This is a genomic window from Pseudomonas lurida (assembly GCF_013522705.1).
GTDB classification, from domain to species: Bacteria; Pseudomonadota; Gammaproteobacteria; order Pseudomonadales; family Pseudomonadaceae; genus Aquipseudomonas; species Aquipseudomonas quebecensis.
Window position 1 is genome coordinate 17,711 of record NZ_JAAMRE010000041.1, and the last position, 18,884, is coordinate 36,594.

Sequence of the window (18,884 nt, forward strand, 5' to 3'; positions counted from 1 at the left end):
CTGCACCTGAGATCCAATGGGGGAGGGGGCTTGCCCCTCCCACTTTCTTACCCTACCCACTTCTGACATCCATTCCACCCCAAGATGGCAAGATGAACTCCGCTCAGGTTTACTGTTCTCTGAGTAGAGGTATCACCGACGCCCCCGTCGGTCATCTAGGTCATTGAATGGACAAATACACCCCCCGCACCTGGCAACCCCACGAACGCCCGAGCCTGCCCGGTTCGCCGTCGACGCCATTGCACCCCACCTATAAGCGCTGGCTGTTCGCGATGGTCGGCGTGCTGGTGGCGATCACCGGTGGGCTGGGCAATTCGTTGGTGATCGCCAACCTGCAATACCTGCAAGGCGCACTCGGTGCGACCACCGCGGAAATGGCCTGGCTGCCTGCCGCCTATGTGATGACCAACGTGTGCATGAACCTGCTGCTGGTGAAGTTTCGCCAGCAGTTCGGTCTGCGTGCCTTTACCGAAGTATTTCTGGTGCTGTACGCGCTGGTGACCTTCGGCCATCTGTTCGTCAACGACCTTAACTCGGCCATCGCCGTGCGGGCGGCCCATGGCATGGTCGGCGCGGCGCTGAGTTCGTTGGGGTTGTACTACATGATCCAGGCGTTCCCGGCCAAGTGGCGCATGAAAGCCCTGGTGCTGGGGTTGGGCACCGCGCAATTGGCGCTGCCGCTGGCGCGATTGTTCTCCGAGGATTTGCTGCAGATCGCTGAATGGCGCGGCTTGTATCTGTTCGAATTGGGCCTGGCGCTGATCTGCCTGGGTTGCGTGTTTCTGCTCAAACTGCCACCCGGTGACCGTTTCAAGACCTTTGAAAAACTCGATTTCCTCACCTTTGCGATCCTCGCCAGCGGCGTAGCGCTGCTGTGTGCGGTGCTGTCCCTGGGGCGTATCGACTGGTGGCTGGAAGCGCCGTGGATCGGCATCGCCTCGGCTTGCTCGCTTGTGCTGATCATGGCCGGCCTGGCCATCGAACATAATCGCGCCAACCCGCTGCTGATGACGCGCTGGCTGGGCAGCGGTGTGATGATCCGCCTGGCGCTGGCGGTGGTGTTGATTCGCATGGTGTTGTCCGAGCAGTCCACCGGCGCGGTGGGTTTTATGCAGGTGCTCAATATGAGCTACGAGCAGATGCACACCCTGTATGTGGTGATGCTGGCCGGGGCGATCAGCGGGCTGGTGGTCAGTGCGTTGACGATCAATCCGGCGCATCTGTTGATGCCGCTGATCATCTCCCTGGCGCTGATGGCTACGGGGTCGGTGATGGACAGCTTTTCCAACAACCTGACCCGGCCGCAGAACCTGTATGTCAGCCAGTTCCTGCTCGGCTTTGGCGGTACGTTCTTTCTGGGGCCGACCATGGTGCTGGGGACCAGGAACGTGCTGACCAACCCGCGCAACCTGGTGAGTTTTTCGGTAATGTTCGGCATCTGCCAAAACCTCGGCGGCCTGATTGGCGCGGCGTTGCTTGGCACTTTCCAGGTGGTGCGCGAGAAGTATCACTCCAGCATGATCGTCGAGCACCTGACCCTGCTCGACCCTCGTGTGGCAGCGCGCGTGCAGAGCGGCGGTTCGGCCTATGGCGGGCTGGTCGCCGACCCGGAACTGCGCAACCTCATGGGCATTCGCAGCCTGGCCACGGCGGCCACCCGTGAGGCGAATGTGATGGCCTACAACGATGTGTTCATGCTGATCGCGATCATCGCCATCCTGACCATGTTGTGGATCTTCATCCGCAGCCTGTGGCTGATGAGTACAACCAAGGCAGCAACCCCTCCCGTTCAATCCAGCGGCGTTACTTCATGACTGAAACAACGACTACCACCAACGCCATCGCCTCCACCCCCGAAGGCACCACGCCCTCGGGTGCGACCGTGAATGAACCGCGCTCGCTGCGGGTGCGCATCCTGTCATCCCTGGGCTTTGCCGCGATTGCCATCGTCGGTGTGTTGATTGTGCTGTACGCCTGGCAATTGCCGCCGTTCAGCAGCGCGGTGGAAACCACTGAAAATGCCCTGGTACGCGGCCAGGTCACGATCATTGGCCCGCAGCTCAGCGGCTATGTGTTCGAGGTGCCGGTGCAGGACTTTCAGTACGTCAAGGCCGGCGATCTGCTGGTGCGCCTGGACGACCGCATTTATAAGCAGCGCCTCGATCAGGCGCTGGCGCAACTGGCGGTGCAGAAGGCCGCGCTGGCCAATGTAGTGCAGCAGCGCAACAGCGCCGAAGCCACGATCAAACTGCGTCAGGCAGCCTTGGCGGACAGCCAGGCCCAGGCGCGCAAAAGCACCGCCGACCTGCGGCGTAACCAGGAGCTGATCAGCGATGGCTCGGTGTCCAAGCGCGAGCTGGACGTCACCCGCGCAGCGAATGCCCAGACCCAGGCGGCAGTAGCCCAGGCCCAGGCCAGCCTGGAAATCGCCCGGCAGGATCTGCAAACGGTGATCGTCAACCGCGGCTCCCTTGAGGCCGCGGTGGCCAGTGCCGAGGCGGCGGTGGAGCTGGCGCGGATCGACCTGTCCAATACCCGCATTACCGCACCGCGTGACGGCCAATTAGGGCAGATCGGCGTGCGCCTGGGCGCCTACGTCAACTCCGGCGCGCAGTTGATGGCGCTGGTGCCGAAGCAGTTGTGGGTGATCGCCAATATGAAAGAAACCCAGATGGACAATGTGCAGGTCGGCCAGCCGGTGACCTTTACCGTGGACGCGCTGAACCACCGCAGGTTTCACGGCACGGTGCAGCATATTTCCCCAGCCACCGGTTCCGAGTTCAGCCTGTTGCAGGCCGACAATGCCACCGGCAATTTTGTGAAGATTGCCCAGCGCGTGCCGGTGCGGATTACCGTCGACCCGGATCAGGCCGAGAGCGAACGGTTGCGGCCGGGGTTGTCGGTGGTGGTGAGTATCGACACCGCCGGCCGCCTGAAAAACAGCCCGCCCTGAAGGATTGCGGTCAGTGCGGGAGGTATTTCAGGGTGAAATCGAGGTGGGTTGATTGGCCCTGTTCCAGCAGCTTCAGCCCCGGCCTGCCCGGCAGGTGATGGGCATTGACCGGATGGCTTACCGGTTCGATGCAAAAGAAGCCGAGCCCCGGCGGGCAGTACAGCAGGAAGTAATCGGCGCCGGTGGCCCGGCACTCCAGGGCATAGCCCAGCTCCGGCTGTTCGATCCGGCAGGCCCCATCCCACTGGCAGAAGCCATTGTCCACGAGGCCATCCGGCAGGTTTTTCAATATGTGGAAATCCCAGGCATCCGGAATCGCCGCCAACGCTGTCGGTAACTTGCTCGCGTCGCTCAGCCATACCTGAGCCGCCCTGGCCTGCAATTGTGTGCCGGCCCGGCGCGGAAAGTAGGGGTGCAACCCCAACCCATGCCACGCCGCCTTTTCGGCCAGATGGGTCACGCACAATTGAATGCTCAGTTCGCCGTTATTCAAGCGAAACCGTTGCTCGGCGCGATAGGCGAAGGGCGTTTGGCACAACACCTCCAACACTGCCTCAGTCGTCGTTTGGCTGACCACTTGCCACGCCTGCTGCCAGGCCGAACCATGAATTGCAAAGGGGTCGGTAAGGCTGTTGGGCGTCAGGGCCAGCCAGCCGTCGGGGTTCTCAAAACCGCCTTCGGCGATGCGGTTGGACCACGGCACCAGCGGATAGCAGCCAAGCTTGCCGGGCAGCCCGGTGTTCAATGCCTGCTGGTCGCTATGCCGTAACAGCGGCTGGCCGGTGGCGCGCACGCACCAGTTGACGAGGCTGCCGCCCACGGCAGGGTTCAGAGTGAGGTGAGTCACATGGTCTTCAAGTTCAAGCATGATCACTCCGCTGAGCGCTCCCACGCTCTACGTGGAAGCGCTGCCTTGGATGCTGTTGGATCTTGACGCGCAGCGTCACAGGATGCATGCCCACACAGGCGCGCAGGAAGAATCAGTCAGAGGGTGAAGGTGGGCTCCGGCAGGCCGGTCACCCTGGGGTTGAGGGCGAATACGCCGCCGGCGAGCGACTGCGGGCCCTGGTCATCACGGATCGAGGTGACGAACAAGGTGTCCAGGCGACTACCGCCAAACGCGCACATGCTGGGCTTTTTCACCGGTACGCTCAAGGAGCGATCGAGGCGGCCGTCGGGGGTGAAACGGTGGATCAGCCCGGCGTCGTTGGCGCAGATCCAGTAACAGCCGTCGGCGTCCACGGCGGCGCCGTCGGGACGGCCGAGATGGTTGTGCATGTCGACGAACTCGCGGCGGTTGGACGGTGTGCCGGTGTCGAGGTCGTAATCAAAAGCCCAGATCCGTTGCACCAACGGGTGCGAATCCGAGACGTACATCGTGCGGCCGTCGGGGCTGAAGGCCAGGCCGTTCAGCGTGATAAAGCCTTCCAGCTGAGCATGCGGCGCGGAACCTGACGCATAGCGGTAAAGGATGCCCTCGACCGCATTCAGGCCCATGTCCAGTACCATGCTGCCGGCCCAGAAGCGCCCCTGGCGATCACAGCGGCCATCGTTCAGGCGCATGTCCGTGCGCGGGTGCTCGACACCGGCCAGGAGCGTGGCGTCGAGGCTTGCGTCGTTATGCGGGGTGAGTTGGAAAAACCCGGTTTCCATGCCGGCGACCCAATTGCCCGCGTCGGTGCGGGCGATGCAGGCGAGCATCTGCGGGGCTTTCCACGCAGCCAGGTGGCCGGTGGCGGCGCTCCAGCGCTGCAGGCCGCCGTTGGGGATATCCACCCAATACAGGGCGTTTTCCTCGGGTACCCACACCGGGCATTCGCCCACGGCGTTGCGGGCGTCGACGATCAATTCAGCAGTCATGGCCACTTCCTGGGTTGGTGAACGCTCAATCGCCAAACGGCCCGGCCGCGCAGAACGCGCCGCCCTGATACACCTTGGCCGGGTCGTTGTCAGCCACCGGCGGCTGGGTTTCTACCTGGGCGCGGAACACTTCGGAGTTGTCCTTGGGCACGAAGCCCAGGTGCGCGGCGTAGCGGTTATCCCACCAGGTGTCGAGGTTGTCCGACATACCGTAGACCACGGTGTGGCCGACGTTGGGCGTGTACAGGGCGCGTTCGAGCAGTTGGGTCAGGTCATCGAAGCTCAACCAGGTGTGCATCATCCGGCGATTCTGCGGCTCGGGGAACGAGGAGCCGATGCGGATGCTGACGGTCTCGATGCCGTAGCGATCGAAGTAGAAACTCGCCATGTCTTCGCCGTAGGACTTGGACAGACCATAGTAGCTGTCCGGGCGGCGCGGGGAGCGGGCGTCGATTTTTTCGTCCTGCTTGTAGAAGCCGATCACATGGTTGGAGCTGGCGAAGATCACCCGTTTGACGCCATGGCGGCGCGCGGCTTCATAGATATGGAAAACCCCGCAGATATTCGCGCCGAGAATCTCCTCGAACGGTCGCTCCACCGACACGCCGCCAAAGTGCAGGATTGCGTCGACGCCTTCCACCAGGTGATGCACGGCTTGTTTGTCCGAAAGATCGCACGGCTGCACTTCTTCCTGGGCGTTGGCGGCGGGGGCCATCTCGGCGATATCCGACAGGCGCAGTACGTGGGCGTAGGGGCGCAGGCGTTCGCGCAGGACTTTGCCCAGGCCGCCGGCGGCCCCGGTGAGCAGCAGGCGATGGAAGGGAGTTGGGGTGATGGTGGTCATGAGCATTCCAGATTTTTGTTGTAGGTTGTCGTATGACTATGTCGAAGTATTGTTACGGAGCTTCGGGTTGTCAACGTCGATTCGGCTCGCCGCGACAGCGGTGGGTCAGCTGAGGAAACATCGGCTGACCCGGCCTCATCGGCGGCAAGCCCCCTCCCACATGAGTTGGGCGTCAGTTTCAGGTTGTGCAATCTTTAGAGCAGCGAGATCGGGTAGCTGATGAATATCCGGTTCTCATCGAACTCGTTGGTGCTGAAATCCCGACGCATCGTCGAGTTGCGCCATTTCACGTTGAGGTTTTTCAGCGCGCCGCTCTGCACGGTGTAGGCCAGTTCCGATTCGCGGCCCCATTCCTTGCCGTCAGTGATCGTTCCGGTGTGCACGTTGCTGCCGCTGATGTAGCGGTTCATCAAGGTCAGGCCGGGTACGCCGAGCACCGCGAAGTTGAAGTCGTGACGCAGTTGCCAGGATTTTTCCTTGGCGTTGTCGTAGCTGGAGTTGTAGCTGTCGTTGGCCAGGGTGCCGCCGCTGGTGCCGTTGACGCGCATCCACACGCTGTCGCCGCTGAGTTTTTGCAGGCCCACGTAAAACGTGTTGCCGCCGTACTTGGCCGAGAGCAGGGCAAACGCGGTTTTGTTATCGAGGTCGCCGGCCAGTGCGCTGCCGTCCTCTTTGCCGTTGAAAAAACCGAGGTTGGCGCCCAGGGTCCAGTCGCCCAGCGGTTGGCTGTGGATGAGGTTGACGTACTGCTGCTGGTAGATATCGCTGAGCTCGGCGTACCACAGGCCGACCTGGGTGCGTTTGTCATTGAAGGTGTATTCACCGCCGCCGAAGTTGAAACGGTCGGACTTGAACGCGGTTTTGCCGTTCATGAACATGTCTTCCATGCTCGCGTCGTTGCGCGGGCTGTTGCCGCGAAATTGCCCGCCGTAGAGGGTCAGGCCCGCGATTTCATTGGATGTGACCTGGCCGCCGCGGAAGGTTTGCGGCAGTGAGCGGCCATCGTCGGAGCGCAGGATCGGCAGCACCGGCATCCATTCGCCGACTTTCAATTCAGTCTTCGACAACTTGGTTTTCAGCGCCACGCCCAGGCGTCCGAAGTTGTCGGCGGGGCGGCCGTCGTCGTGGATCGGCAACAACTGGGTGCCGCCGGTGCCTTTACCGCCATCGAGTTTCTGCGAGTACAGCCCCAGCACGTCAATCCCGAAGCCAACGGTGCCTTGGGTGTAACCGGACTTGGCGTCGAGAATGAAGTTCTGCGTCCACTCTTCAGCCTTGCCCTGGGCGTTGCCTGGGTTAGTGAAGTTACGGTTGAAATAGGCGTTGCGCAGGTTGAGGGTGGCCTTGGCGTCGTCGACAAAGCCGTCGGCATGCGCGGCGAAGGGCAGGGTGATGGCCAGGCTGCCGAGGCCGACCAGGCCCAGGCGTGCGCAGGAATTGCGGGCGAGTTGACTCACAGTGACGCTCCATTCTTTTGTTGTTTTTATTAGATGTCATACGTCGTCGTACAACATTGGTGCGGATATTTGCGAGAAATTCTCGGAGTGTCAAGCAGAAGTCATACGATGACTAAGGTGCGCGAGGTTAATTTGAGAGGGGGCGGCACGGGTATCAGTGAAAACATCCCTTGAGGCTCTTGTGGTGAGCCAGCTCACCACGGGGCAGGCCTGCTCTCCACAGAGTTATGTGTCAGCCTCTAAGACCTGTGTAGATACCTATGGCTATCGCAGGCAAGTCGAATCGTCGCACCGCCCCTCCCACATTTCAGCCAGCCAGGACCATCGGAGGCAAGGTGCCCAGCACCGAAACGGCCGCTACCGCACAAACACCGAGCAGCCACTCCAGCATCACGCTGCCTTTCAAACTGGCCAAGCGCTGTTCGTCGCTATCCAGGCGCAGCCGGTTCAGCAGGGCCAAGCCCAACATGCCCAGCACCAGCATCACCTTGATCAATAGAATCAAGGCAAAACCACTGAACAACGGCGTGGGCCACAGTTGCCCAGTAAGGACACGCACGTTGATCAACCCGCTCACCAGTAACGCCGCAACCAGGCCATAGCCGACGCCGCTGAAACGCCTGAGGACCGGCTCCAGCCGGTAACGCGACGCTTGCCTGAAGATCAGCACCAGCAACAGCAACCCGCCCAGCCACGCGCCGACACACACCAGGTGCACCACTTGGTTGAGGATCAGCAGGCGTCCGCTCATCCCGTCCAGCATAGCGCCGTGCCCCACCGGGGCCAGAGTGGCCAGCAACAGTGCCAGCAGCGGCAGGCGCAGTGCCGGCCAGGGTTTGACCAGGGCGATCACCAGCAGCAGGTTCAGCAACAGGTGCCAGACCCACACCTGGCCGAAGAACGTCTTGCTCAACACCAGGCGTACGGTGTTCGGCTGCAGTGCTGCGTCCCAGCCGCCGGCCATGCTCGCGGTGATCAGCAGCAACCAGGCCGCGCCGGACGCCAGGCCGATCCAGGCCAGCCCACGGGTGAGGCGCAGCAAGGTGCGGTCCAACGCCGGCTGTGTATCGCTGCCCAGCAGCCAGGGCCTGAAGGCCCAGGCTCCGAACATCAGCAGCACGACGATAAAATGCACGAAGCGGCACAGCACCAGCAGGGTTGCCATCGCTTATTGGCCGACCTTGAAGCGATAAGTGCCTTCGCTTTTGTGGGTGTCGACGGAGACCGCATGCCACTCGACGGTGTAAGTGCCGGCTGCCAGCGGCGCGGCCGGTGTGACCACCAGGACTTTTTTGTCGGCGTCCGGGGTTTCCAGGCCTTTGATAGCGACTTCGGTGCCGTCCTTGCTCAGGGACACCTTGGTGAAGGTGGCCTCGACGCCTTCGCTGAAAGTCAGACGCAGGTCTTTGGGCGCGGTGACGGTACTGTCCTGCGCCGGGGTGGCGCTTTTCAGGTGGGCATGGGCAAATGCCGCCGAAGCGCCCAGCAGGGACGCGAGCAGGGCGACGGTGGTCAGGGCTTGCTTGATCAACATTGTGCAATACCAATCAATGGGGAAGAGCGGGCAGTGTACGAAGTTTCGACTGTGCCTGTCGCCCCGATCTAGAGCGGTGGTAGTCTTTGGTTTATGTCTTTGTCAGGGAGCCCATATGGGCAATCACAAGAGTGGCATTCGCCGAGCCAACGTCGAAAAAATCCTGCTGGCGGCGGAGAAAGTCTTCGCCGAGAAAGGCTATGGCAGCACCGCCATGGCCGACATCGCCGAACAAGCGCAACTGCCGCGCTCCAACCTGCATTACTACTTCACCACCAAGAGCGAGCTGTACAGCGCGGTGCTGTTCGATCTGCTGGACCTGTGGAAACAGGATGCCCTGAGTTTTGAAACCTTCGATGACCCACGGGTGGTGCTCAGCAGCTACATCCGCGCCAAGATGCAGCGTTCACGCACACGGCCGTACGGCTCGAAAGTCTGGGCCAACGAAATCATCCACGGCGCGCCGACCCTGGGTGAGGCGCTCGACGAAAGCCTGTACGACTGGGCCAAGATGAAGGAAGCGAAAATTCGCCAGTGGGTGGAAGACAAACGCATCCTGCCGGTGGAACCGTCGAGCCTGCTGTATATGATCTGGGCTTCGACCCAGCACTACGCCGACTTTGATCACCAAGTGACGATTTTGAATGATCACCAGCCGTTGTCGGATATGCAGTTCGAGAAGGCGATCCAGACGGTGACCAGTGTGATTCTGCGGGGGATTGGGTTGGAGCCTTGAGTATCGTGGTGGGGCTTGGGGCCTCATCGGGGGCAAGCCCCCTCCCACACTTGACCGCATTCATTCAGACAGACTCGGTCGAATGTGGAAGGGGGCTGCCCCCGATGAGGCCTGAAGGGCTACACCGCCTCCCTGTACGGATTCCTCGGATCCTGCGTCCAATTCAAAAACGGCTTGCCCGTGTCGATGGGCACCATCTCGATGCAATCGGCCACCGGGCAGGTGATCTGGCACAGGTTGCAGCCCACGCATTCATCATCGATCACTTCGTATTTATGCGTGCCGTCCGCTTGTTTCAGGCTGGCGATGGCCTGGTGCGAGGTATCCTCACAGGCAATATGGCAACGCCCACAGCCAATGCACGCCTCTTGGTCGATCTTGGCGATCACCTGGTAGTTGATGTCCAGATACTTCCAGTCCGTGGTATTGCCCACCGCGCGGCCGGAAAACGCTTGCAGGCTCTGGTAGCCATGACTGTCCATCCAGCGCGACAGCCCGTCCTTCATCTCTTCGACGATGCGAAACCCATGCAGCATCGCCGCCGTGCACACCTGCACCGCGCCGCAACCGAGGGCGACGAATTCGGCGGCGTCGCGCCAGGTGCCGATGCCGCCGATCCCGCAGATCGGCAAGCCTTGGGTCTGCGGGTCGCGGGCGATTTCAGCGACCATGTTCAGGGCGATCGGCTTGACCGCCGAACCGCAATAACCGCCGTGGGTGCTCTGGGTGCCAACCGTCGGCAGCGCGACCATACGCTCCAGGTCGACGCTGGTGATGGAGTTGATGGTGTTGATCAGCGACACCGCATCCGCCCCGCCCCGATACGCCGCGCGTGCCGCCACGCGGATGTCGGTGATATTCGGCGTGAGCTTGACGATCACCGGCAGCGAGCAATAGGTCTTGCACCAGCGCGTCACCTGTTCCACGTACTCCGGCACCTGGCCCACCGCCGCGCCCATGCCGCGTTCGGGCATGCCGTGGGGGCAGCCGAAGTTCAGCTCGATACCGTCGCAGCCGGTGGCTTCCACCAGGGGCAGGATGTTTTTCCACGACTCTTCAACGCAAGGCACCATCAGCGACACGATCAGCGCGCGGTCGGGCCAGTCCTTTTTCACCTGGGTGATTTCCCGCAGGTTGATCTCCAGGGAGCGGTCGGTGATCAGCTCGATGTTGTTGATGCCCAGCACTTCACGGTTGGCGCCATAGTGCGCCGAGTAACGCGAGGATACGTTGACCGCCGCCGGGTCCTCGCCGAGGGTTTTCCACACCACGCCGCCCCAGCCGGCTTCAAAAGCCCGGACCACGTTGTAGGCCTTGTCGGTGGGCGGCGCGGAGGCCAGCCAGAACGGGTTGGGGGCTTTGATACCGGCGAAGACAATCGAGAGATCGGCCATTACGCAGCCTCCACATTCAGCATGAGTTGGGCGTGCATGGCCTGGGCGGCCAGCTTGCCATGTTGTACCGCCTGCACGGTAAGGTCCTGGCCGAGGCTGACGCAGTCGCCGCCGGCATAGACGCCTGGAATGCTGGTGCGCAGGTGCTCGTCGACGAAAATCCGCTCGCCCACGCGGTGCAGTTGCTGGGCCAGTGGGTCGTGCAACGCCTCGTTATCGAAGCCTTGGCCAATGGCCTTGAATATCGCATCGGCGGCCAGTTCGAAGGTTTCCCCCGTGGCACTCAGACGCCCGTTTTCCATGCGTGTGCGAGCAAAGCGCATGCCGCGAACGTGGCCCTTATCGTCGAGCAACACCTCTTCAGGCTGAGCCCAGGTCAGCAGGCGTACCTGGTTGGCCTTGGCGATGTCCTGCTCATGGTGGGTGGCGCCCATATCGGCCAGGCCACGGCGGTAGACGAGGTTGACATCGCGGGCACCGAGGCGGGCCATCTGCACGGCCATGTCGATGGCGGTGTTGCCGGCGCCGAGCACGATGCAGCGGTCGGCCAGCGGCAGTTGGGTCAGGTCATCGGCCTGGCGCAGTTCGCGGATGTAGTCGGTGGCGGCGAGCAGGCCGGGGGCGTCCTCATGGGGTAGACCGAGTTGCTTGCTGGCGGCCAGGCCCAGGCCGAGAAACACTGCATCGAATTGCTGATGCAGTTCGCTCAGGGTCAGGTTGTCGCCCAGGCGCTGGCCGTGGCGGATGTCGATGCCGCCGATCTGCAGTAGGAACTCCAGTTCCTTCTGGGCGAAGTCATCCACCAGTTTGTATTTGGCGATCCCGTATTCATTCAGGCCGCCGGCCTTTTCCCGCGCTTCGAAAATCACCACGTCGTGGCCGTGCAGCGCCGCGCGATGGGCGCAGGCCAGGCCGGCGGGCCCGGCGCCGACCACGGCGATGCGTTTGCCGGTGGGCGCGGCGCGTTGGAACGGGTGTTCGCTGAAGTGGGCATTGTCGACCGCATAGCGTTGCAACAGGCCAATCAGCACTGGCGCACATTCTTCGGCGTTATTACGGACACAGGCCTGCTGGCACAGGATTTCGGTGGGGCAGACCCGCGCACAGCTGCCGCCGAGGATGTTGGCCGAGAGGATTTTCTGCGCGGCGCCCTGCACGTTATCGGTGTGGATATTGCGGATGAACGAGGGGATATCGATCTCGCTGGGGCATGCATTCACGCACGGCGCGTCGTAGCAATACAGGCAGCGTGAGGCTTCCAGTTGGGCCTGGCGGGCGTTGAGAGGCGGTGCCAGGTCGGTGAAATGGCTGGCGAGGGTTGCGCCATCTTCTACGGGATGGGGGAGGTGGGTCAGGGTCTGGATCACGGTGATGGCCTCACGGTTATTGAGGTTCTGCCTCTGATGGGCGATCGTTCCCATGCTCTGCGTGGGAATGCCTCACTGGACGCTCTGCGTCCGCTCTTGGAACGCGGAGCGTCCCTGGCTGCATTCCCACGCAGAGCGTGGGAACGATCATGTGCGCTGTATGTTCAGCGCTTCACAGCAATTGGCCTGGAATGCTCGGCCCGCTTGCTCAACTGCTCGAACACCGCCGGATACGCCGGCCGCTCCACATAGCGCCCGGCCCCGCGCTCGGCGCGCAGGTCGCCATCGGCCCAGACCAGCTTGCCCTGGCTGATGGTGTGGCTCGGCACGCCGCGCACGGTCTTGCCTTCGAAGATGTTGAAGTCGACCTGCTGGTGGTGGGTCTTGGCGGAAATGGTACGTGTGCCCTGCGGGTCCCACAGCACCAGGTCGGCATCGGCACCCACGCGGATCGCACCTTTGCGGGGGTAGAGGTTGAAGATCTTCGCGGTGTTGGTGGAGGTCAGCGCAACGAAGTCCTGCATGGATAAGCGGCCGGTGTTGACCCCTTCATCCCATAGCAGTGCCATGCGGTCTTCGATCCCGGCGGTGCCGTTGGGGATCTTGCTGAAGTCGTCGCGCCCGGCGGCTTTTTGCTCGGCGCAGAAGCAGCAGTGGTCGGTGGCGGTGGTGTGCAGGTTACCCGATTGCAGGCCGTGCCAAAGCGCCTCCTGGTGCCCGCGCGGACGGAACGGTGGGCTCATCACATAGCCGGCTGCAGTCTGCCAGTCGGGGTGCTGATAGACGCTGTCGTCCAGCAGCAGATGGCCGGCGAGCACTTCGCCGTACACCGGCTGGCCCTTGCCACGGGCATAGGTGATCTCATCCAGGGCTTCTCGGGTGGACACATGCACCAGGTACAGTGGCGTGCCGATGGTTTCGGCGATTCGGATCGCCCGGCTGGCCGCTTCGCCTTCCACCTGGGACGGCCGCGACAGCGGGTGCGCTTCCGGGCCGGTGATGCCCTGGGCCATCAGCTTGCGTTGCAGGTGGTACACCAGCTCGCCGTTTTCCGCATGCACGGTGGGCACCGCGCCCAGTTCCAGACAGCGTTCGAAGCTGGCGACCAGGGTGTCGTCCGCCGCCATGATCGCGTTCTTGTAGGCCATGAAGTGCTTGAAGCTGTTGATACCGTGGTGGCTGACCAGCTCGGCCATTTCCTCGCGCACCTGTTCGCTCCACCAGGTGATCGCGACATGGAAACCGTAGTCGGCCGCCGATTTTTCCGCCCAGCCGCGCCACTGATGGAAGGCTTCCAGTAACGACTGCTGCGGGTTGGGAATCACGAAATCGATGATCGATGTGGTGCCGCCGGCCAAACCCGCCGCCGTGCCGCTGAAAAAATCTTCGCTGGCCACGGTGCCCATGAAGGGCAGTTGCATATGGGTGTGCGGGTCGATGCCGCCGGGCATCAAGTATTGGCCACTGCCGTCGAGCACTTCGGTGCCGACAGGAATGTCCAGGTCCATGCCAATAGCGCGAACTAGACCGCCTGCGCATAAAACATCGGCGCGGTAACTTTCATCATGGGTAATTACGGTGGCGCCACGGATCAACAGCGACATGTCGAATTCCTCACAGGCTTGACCGGCTTGTGCCAGTTCTAAGTGTTGTAATGCTGCGTTCCCATCTCAGGTTTATTCCTGACATCGGTGACAGGAATAGAAACTAGCCCGAGTTTTCCGATTGGGCAAGCGTATTTTTTATAAGCTTATTCAAGATATAACCTATTGAAAATAAACTAAAAAATGTTGGAGTCACCAAAATGTAGCGGGCGTTCACCATTTTGACGCACTTGACAGGTTTGCAAATTGAGCAACATTTCTTATTGCAAATCAGGTGCTTGAGATATGCCGCTTGACGGGAGTGAAAAATGAAAATAATTGTGTTGCACCAGATTGAGTCCGACCGGTTCAGGCAACTTGCTTAATGCCCCGGCTGAACCCAGCAACAAGTAACCCGGATTCAATCTGAAAGTTGATTAACATCAGCAAGTTATATAAGCGGTGAGGGCATGGCGGCGGTTAACGGCACGAATATTGAGTGCAGTGGCGGCTGGCCGGGCCTGTGATGTCATGTTGTTTACGAGGTACTCCGGCCATCTCCTGCGTTGCAGGGGGTGAGCAACAATAATTCGAAAAAACCGTGGAGCGGCCATGCAACAGAACAGATCGCAAGTCATTGAGCGCAACGGCCTGTACGAACTCGACGCCGGCCCCGACGTCCTCGACAGCCCTCGCTACAACCACGACATGGCACCGACCAAGGTGCATGAACGAACCTGGAACAAATGGCATATCACCGCGCTGTGGGTCGGCATGTCGATCTGTGTGCCCACCTATACGCTGGGCGGTGTGCTTACCGCGTATTTCGGCTTGTCGGTGGGGGAGGCGCTGATTGCGATTCTGCTGGCCAATATCGTGGTGTTGCTGCCGCTGACCCTCAACGCGTTTCCCGGCACGAAGTACGGTATTCCGTTTCCGGTGCTGCTGCGCTCCTCGTTCGGTATTCTCGGTTCCAACGTGCCGTGCCTGATTCGCGCCCTGGTGGCGTGCGGCTGGTTCGGCATCCAGACTATGTTCGGCGGGCTGGCGATCCACCTGTTTTTGGGCTCGATTTTCGAAGGCTGGAAGTCCCTGGGCGGCACCGGCGAGGTGATCGGGTTCATGATTTTCTGGTGCCTGAATTTGTGGGTCGTGCTGCGTGGCGCCGAGTCGATCAAGCGCCTGGAAACCTTGTCGGCGCCCTTGCTGGTGGCGGTGGGCATCGGTCTGCTGGTGTGGGCGATGCCGAATGTGTCGATCAGCGAGCTGATGGCGATCCCGCCCAAGCGGCCCGAAGGCGCGAGCCTCACCGGTTATTTCATGGCGGGCCTGACCGCCATGGTCGGTTTCTGGGCCACCTTGTCGCTGAACATTCCCGACTTCAGCCGCTACGCCAGGAGCCAGAAGGACCAGATCCTCGGGCAGATTTTCGGCCTGCCGCTGACCATGTTTCTGTTCGCCGCCCTCGGCGTGATCATGACCGCCGCCTCGGTAAAACTGGTGGGCGTGAGCGTGTCCGACCCCGTCACCCTCATCGGCCATATCCAAAGCCCGGTATGGGTGGCCGTCGCGATGGCGCTGATCATCATCGCCACGCTCTCCACCAACACGGCGGCCAATATTGTCTCGCCCACCAACGACTTCCAGAACATCGCGCCCAAGCTGATCAACCGCACCACCGCAGTGATCCTCACCGGCCTGGTGGGGCTGGCGCTGATGGCGCATGAACTGCTCAAGAAACTCGGCCTGATTGTCTCGGATGTGAGCCTGGAGACGGTGTATTCCAATTGGCTGCTGGGCTATTCGAGCCTGCTGGGGCCGATCGCCGGAATCATGGTGGTGGACTACTTCATCACCCGCAGGCAGCAGCTGGACCTGGCCGGCCTGTACCGCGACGACGTCTACCCGGCGTGGAACTGGAGCGGGTTTATCGCCTTTGGTGTGCCGGTGGTGCTGACCTTGCTGTCCCTGGGCAGCGATGCGTTCAGCTGGTTTTACAGTTACGGCTGGTTTACCGGTTCGGCGTTGGGCGGGCTGTTGTATTACGGCCTGAACGCCAGGCGCGCAGCCAGCCCGATCGTTGTCAATTCATAAGAAATACAAGCCTGAGGAGACCCCCATGAACGCTGCCCTCGACGTTCTGCAATCGAGCCACCCGCACATCAACCGCGACCGCTTGTGGCAGTCGCTGATGGACCTGGCAAAACTCGGTGCCACGCCCAAGGGGGGCGTGTGTCGGCTGGCCCTTACCGACCTCGATCGCAAGGCTCGCGATCTGTTCGTGCAGTGGTGTGAAGAGGCTGGCTGTACGGTGAGCGTCGACGGCATCGGCAACATTTTTGCCCGCCGCGCCGGGCGCAACCCCGACCTGCCGCCGGTGATGACCGGCAGCCACATTGATACCCAGCCCACCGGCGGCAAGTTCGATGGCTGCTTCGGTGTGCTGGCCGGCGTGGAAGTGCTGCGTACGCTGAACGACCTCAAGATCGAAACCGAGGCACCCCTGGAAGTGGTGGTGTGGACCAACGAGGAGGGCTCGCGTTTTCCGCCGTGCATGATGGGCTCCGGGGTGTTCGCCGAGAAATTTACCCTCGCCGATACCCTGGCCAAGGTCGATGCGGACGGGGTCAGCGTGGGCGATGCGTTGAATGCAATTGGCTACGCGGGAACCCGGCCTGAAAGTGGGCATAGGGTCGGTGCGTATTTCGAGGCGCATATCGAACAAGGGCCAATTCTGGAGGATGAGAAAAAAACCATTGGCGTGGTGCTCGGCGCGTTGGGGCAAAAGTGGTTCGACCTGAAACTGCGTGGCGTCGAAGCCCATGCCGGGCCGACGCCGATGCACCTGCGCAAGGACGCCCTGGTCGGCGCGGCGGCGGTCGTGGCAGCGGTGAATGCGGCGGCGCTGGGGCATCAACCCCACGCCTGCGGAACGGTCGGTTGCCTGCAGGCCTATCCGGGCTCACGCAACGTCATCCCCGGCGAAGTGCGCATGACCCTGGACTTCCGGCACCTGGAACCGGCGCGCTTGGATTCGATGATTGCCCAGGTGCGCCAAGTGATCGAAGACACCTGTGCCAAACACGGATTGAGTTTCGAGATGGAACCCACCGCCGATTTCCCGCCGTTGTACTTCGACAAAGGCTGCGTCGAGGCGGTGCGTAACGCGGCGAACGGCCTGGGTCTGTCGAACATGGACATCGTCAGCGGGGCGGGGCACGACGCAATTTTCATCGCGGAGTTGGGGCCGGCAGGCATGATCTTTGTGCCGTGTGAAGGCGGCATCAGCCACAACGAAATCGAAAACGCCGCGCCGGATGACCTGGCGGCGGGGTGTGCGGTGTTGTTGCGTGCGATGGTGGCGGCCTCTGCTGCACTCGCCGCCTGAACGTGTGATTAACAATATGGGAGGGCGCTTGCTCCCTCCCATATTTGGGCGGTGTTTGACGTTAAACCCAGATGGCATCCCAGAGTGGGTAGTCGCCAATCCGTTCGACCAAACCCGCACGCAATGGATTAGCCACCACATACCGAGCCATTTTCACCAAATCATCTTCCTCGCGCAGGGCCCGGTCATGAAAGCTCTGCTGCCACAGCCGGCCCTTGCGACCACTCACACCATTGACGGATCGCGTGCTCTTGGACTTCACCTGCCGCATCAGGTCCGCCAGCGAGCCTTTGCGTAGCTCGATCAGCCAATGAAAATGGTCCGGCATGATCACCCATGCCAAAGAGTTGGCCAGCCCTTGGTACTGGGCTAACCGAAATTGCCAGACCACCAGGCGACCAAGGTGGAAATGGCTGAATAGCGGTGTGCGTTCGTGAGTGTTGGTGGTGATGAGGTAGATGCGGCCTTGCTCGCTGAAGCGGCCGATGCGCAGGCGGTGTGAAGCGGGTAGATTTGCCATTCCCTGGCCCTCTTTAGATGTGCTTAGAGAGGCTAGATTGGAGAGCAGGAGGTTGAGCGGCAGGCTTTTGGCAGGATGTGTCTGGACGGCCGCCATCGGGGGCAAGCCCCCTCCCACATTGGCTCAGCGGCGCTTATACATTATGTGTCTGACGCAGGATCAGTGTGGGAGGGGGCTTGCCCCCGATGAGGCCAGAACTGACGCTGCCGCAACCTCATTGCACTTGGAAGTATCTTGCTTTGAGGCTGTGGTGTAAGGCATGTCTTACTCCTTCGTACGAATCCTCTTTTGCTCTTCTCCTCGCTCATCATCTTGGCTATCCGGTGTTAGGTTCTGCCGCTCAAAAACCTAATGCAGAGGAAGCATGCAATGGCGAACCCTATGCCCCCGCCGGGTGTATCGGTTGACGAAAATATGGCCACCCGCTTTTCATAAAAAGAATGTACTGAAAGCCGGTTCAGCGTTTATGTATTCTTGGCTTTATACTCAGGTCCGCAATCGCGGCCCGTGGGACTACAAGCAAATTTCCAAAGAATATGAAGCGTTTGGAAACTTTCACTATGGCGCCGTGGGGATTGCCGCGGTTTCAGCGAAGAAGTGCTTTTACGTGCAGCGGGACTTGCTCAAACCAGGGCGGGTACGGATAAACCCGAGTTTGGTCGTTGGTGGGGGGATGCGCCTTTCGGTGACGATCCAGTGGACCAATATTGGATCAAGAAAGGAATCAGGTATGCCAGGTTCAGGAACTACTAGAAAGTCGCTTTATTCAACGGTCACAACGATCTTGCTGGCGCTTTGCTTGGTGTATATCGCTGGTGATTGGCTGCTTTCGCCGGGCCGTCCGCAATTGACGGAGGTTGTACTCCGTGTGCCGATCAGTGATGACGCTTCGATCTATGGCGTCAAGGATGATCGCGGAGGGGCCACTGTGCCGTTCAGTTACCGATATTACGTTTACCGCACCTTGGGAACCGATAGTGAAATATTGGCTTTATTGAAAGATGCCAATCCGTTTCTAGTTACGCGTGACGGGGCGGTAAAAGTTGATGTCGAGAGCCGTTCGATTATGGTTTCGGTGTCGGGGGATGTATCCGACTATCACAGCAGTACCCTGTATCGGCATGCCAATGGTAGTGATTACACAGTGGCGAGTGTTTTTCTTAATAGTCGGCCAGAGGGCTGAAATATGCGGTGGATCAGTCAGTGATGATTGACTGAATCACCGCAATCGGGGGCAAGCCCCCTCCC

At 61.0% G+C, this 18,884-nt stretch carries 16 protein-coding genes; 6 read left to right on the forward strand and 10 right to left on the reverse strand.

Translation table 11 applies throughout. From position 1 onward, the window contains the following. Positions 1–167: 167 nt before the first annotated feature. Positions 168–1,814: an MFS transporter gene (locus G7025_RS25280; RefSeq protein ID WP_181081729.1), complete on the forward strand. Its 1,647-nt coding sequence runs from the start codon at positions 168–170 to the stop codon at positions 1,812–1,814. Further along, the gene (locus G7025_RS25285) at positions 1,811–2,953 is read left to right on the forward strand and encodes an HlyD family secretion protein (protein WP_181081730.1); all 1,143 of its coding nucleotides are present in this window, start codon (positions 1,811–1,813) and stop codon (positions 2,951–2,953) included. Before G7025_RS25280 ends, G7025_RS25285 begins: the two co-directional genes overlap by 4 nt. A gap of 10 nt (positions 2,954–2,963) precedes the next feature. On the opposite strand, the gene G7025_RS25290 is transcribed toward G7025_RS25285, so the two are convergent. From G7025_RS25290 to copC, 6 genes are all read right to left on the reverse strand, one after another. Then, positions 2,964–3,821 carry an aldose 1-epimerase gene (locus G7025_RS25290; RefSeq protein ID WP_181081731.1) on the reverse strand — a complete coding sequence of 286 codons (858 nt, stop codon included), beginning with the start codon at positions 3,819–3,821 and terminating at the stop codon, positions 2,964–2,966. Positions 3,822–3,937: 116 nt separating this feature from the next. After that, the gene (locus G7025_RS25295; RefSeq protein ID WP_181081732.1) at positions 3,938–4,813 is read right to left on the reverse strand and encodes an SMP-30/gluconolactonase/LRE family protein; all 876 of its coding nucleotides are present in this window, start codon (positions 4,811–4,813) and stop codon (positions 3,938–3,940) included. 25 nt (positions 4,814–4,838) lie between these two features. Beyond that, positions 4,839–5,657 (reverse strand): NAD-dependent epimerase/dehydratase family protein, encoded by an 819-nt coding sequence (locus G7025_RS25300; protein ID WP_181081733.1) that lies wholly within the window; start codon positions 5,655–5,657, stop codon positions 4,839–4,841. A 194-nt stretch (positions 5,658–5,851) separates the two neighbouring features. Further along, a complete protein-coding gene (locus G7025_RS25305) occupies positions 5,852–7,114 on the reverse strand; it encodes an OprD family porin (protein WP_181081734.1) in 1,263 nt (420 codons plus the stop codon). Positions 7,115–7,421: 307 nt separating this feature from the next. Then, a complete protein-coding gene (gene copD, locus G7025_RS25310; RefSeq protein WP_181081735.1) occupies positions 7,422–8,279 on the reverse strand; it encodes a copper homeostasis membrane protein CopD in 858 nt (285 codons plus the stop codon). A 3-nt stretch (positions 8,280–8,282) separates the two neighbouring features. After that, positions 8,283–8,648: a copper homeostasis periplasmic binding protein CopC gene (gene copC, locus G7025_RS25315; protein ID WP_181081736.1), complete on the reverse strand. Its 366-nt coding sequence runs from the start codon at positions 8,646–8,648 to the stop codon at positions 8,283–8,285. A gap of 115 nt (positions 8,649–8,763) precedes the next feature. Here copC and G7025_RS25320 point away from each other — a divergent pair, with 115 nt between their 5' ends. Continuing rightward, the gene (locus G7025_RS25320; protein ID WP_181081737.1) at positions 8,764–9,384 is read left to right on the forward strand and encodes a TetR/AcrR family transcriptional regulator; all 621 of its coding nucleotides are present in this window, start codon (positions 8,764–8,766) and stop codon (positions 9,382–9,384) included. A gap of 119 nt (positions 9,385–9,503) precedes the next feature. Here G7025_RS25320 and preA read toward each other — a convergent pair whose 3' ends face one another. The 3 genes from preA to hydA form a co-directional block, all read right to left on the reverse strand. After that, entirely contained in the window at positions 9,504–10,778 is a 1,275-nt protein-coding gene (gene preA, locus G7025_RS25325; protein WP_181081738.1) for an NAD-dependent dihydropyrimidine dehydrogenase subunit PreA, read from the reverse strand. After that, positions 10,778–12,145: an NAD(P)-dependent oxidoreductase gene (locus G7025_RS25330; RefSeq protein WP_181081754.1), complete on the reverse strand. Its 1,368-nt coding sequence runs from the start codon at positions 12,143–12,145 to the stop codon at positions 10,778–10,780. The genes preA and G7025_RS25330 overlap by 1 nt, the downstream gene beginning before the upstream one ends. A gap of 164 nt (positions 12,146–12,309) precedes the next feature. Next, complete coding sequence (gene hydA, locus G7025_RS25335; protein WP_181081739.1) at positions 12,310–13,749, reverse strand: dihydropyrimidinase; 1,440 nt, start codon at positions 13,747–13,749, stop codon at positions 12,310–12,312. Between the two features lie 591 nt (positions 13,750–14,340). Between hydA and G7025_RS25340 the strand changes: the two genes are divergently transcribed. Both G7025_RS25340 and G7025_RS25345 read left to right on the forward strand, forming a co-directional pair. After that, the gene (locus G7025_RS25340) at positions 14,341–15,822 is read left to right on the forward strand and encodes an NCS1 family nucleobase:cation symporter-1 (protein ID WP_181081740.1); all 1,482 of its coding nucleotides are present in this window, start codon (positions 14,341–14,343) and stop codon (positions 15,820–15,822) included. Between the two features lie 25 nt (positions 15,823–15,847). Next, positions 15,848–17,116, forward strand: coding sequence for a Zn-dependent hydrolase (locus tag G7025_RS25345; protein ID WP_181081741.1), 1,269 nt, complete (start codon positions 15,848–15,850; stop codon positions 17,114–17,116). A 61-nt stretch (positions 17,117–17,177) separates the two neighbouring features. Here G7025_RS25345 and G7025_RS25350 read toward each other — a convergent pair whose 3' ends face one another. After that, a complete protein-coding gene (locus G7025_RS25350) occupies positions 17,178–17,636 on the reverse strand; it encodes an REP-associated tyrosine transposase (RefSeq protein WP_181081742.1) in 459 nt (152 codons plus the stop codon). A gap of 364 nt (positions 17,637–18,000) precedes the next feature. Between G7025_RS25350 and G7025_RS27295 the strand changes: the two genes are divergently transcribed. Then, positions 18,001–18,819, forward strand: coding sequence for a hypothetical protein (locus tag G7025_RS27295; RefSeq protein WP_445675392.1), 819 nt, complete (start codon positions 18,001–18,003; stop codon positions 18,817–18,819). The last annotated feature ends 65 nt before the right edge of the window (positions 18,820–18,884 follow it).

Excerpts from the sequence above, each read along its gene's own strand:
- G7025_RS25280 (WP_181081729.1), top strand. The coding sequence starts at position 168 with ATGGACAAATACACCCCCCGCACCTGGCAACCCCACGAACGCCCGAGC.
- G7025_RS25285 (WP_181081730.1), top strand. The coding sequence starts at position 1,811 with ATGACTGAAACAACGACTACCACCAACGCCATCGCCTCCACCCCCGAA.
- G7025_RS25290 (WP_181081731.1), bottom strand. The coding sequence starts at position 3,821 with ATGCTTGAACTTGAAGACCATGTGACTCACCTCACTCTGAACCCTGCC.
- G7025_RS25295 (WP_181081732.1), bottom strand. The coding sequence starts at position 4,813 with ATGACTGCTGAATTGATCGTCGACGCCCGCAACGCCGTGGGCGAATGC.
- G7025_RS25300 (WP_181081733.1), bottom strand. The coding sequence starts at position 5,657 with ATGACCACCATCACCCCAACTCCCTTCCATCGCCTGCTGCTCACCGGG.
- copD (WP_181081735.1), bottom strand. The coding sequence starts at position 8,279 with ATGGCAACCCTGCTGGTGCTGTGCCGCTTCGTGCATTTTATCGTCGTG.
- copC (WP_181081736.1), bottom strand. The coding sequence starts at position 8,648 with ATGTTGATCAAGCAAGCCCTGACCACCGTCGCCCTGCTCGCGTCCCTG.
- G7025_RS25320 (WP_181081737.1), top strand. The coding sequence starts at position 8,764 with ATGGGCAATCACAAGAGTGGCATTCGCCGAGCCAACGTCGAAAAAATC.
- preA (WP_181081738.1), bottom strand. The coding sequence starts at position 10,778 with ATGGCCGATCTCTCGATTGTCTTCGCCGGTATCAAAGCCCCCAACCCG.
- hydA (WP_181081739.1), bottom strand. The coding sequence starts at position 13,749 with ATGTCGCTGTTGATCCGTGGCGCCACCGTAATTACCCATGATGAAAGT.
- G7025_RS25340 (WP_181081740.1), top strand. The coding sequence starts at position 14,341 with ATGCAACAGAACAGATCGCAAGTCATTGAGCGCAACGGCCTGTACGAA.
- G7025_RS25345 (WP_181081741.1), top strand. The coding sequence starts at position 15,848 with ATGAACGCTGCCCTCGACGTTCTGCAATCGAGCCACCCGCACATCAAC.
- G7025_RS25350 (WP_181081742.1), bottom strand. The coding sequence starts at position 17,636 with ATGGCAAATCTACCCGCTTCACACCGCCTGCGCATCGGCCGCTTCAGC.
- G7025_RS27295 (WP_445675392.1), top strand. The coding sequence starts at position 18,001 with ATGCAATGGCGAACCCTATGCCCCCGCCGGGTGTATCGGTTGACGAAA.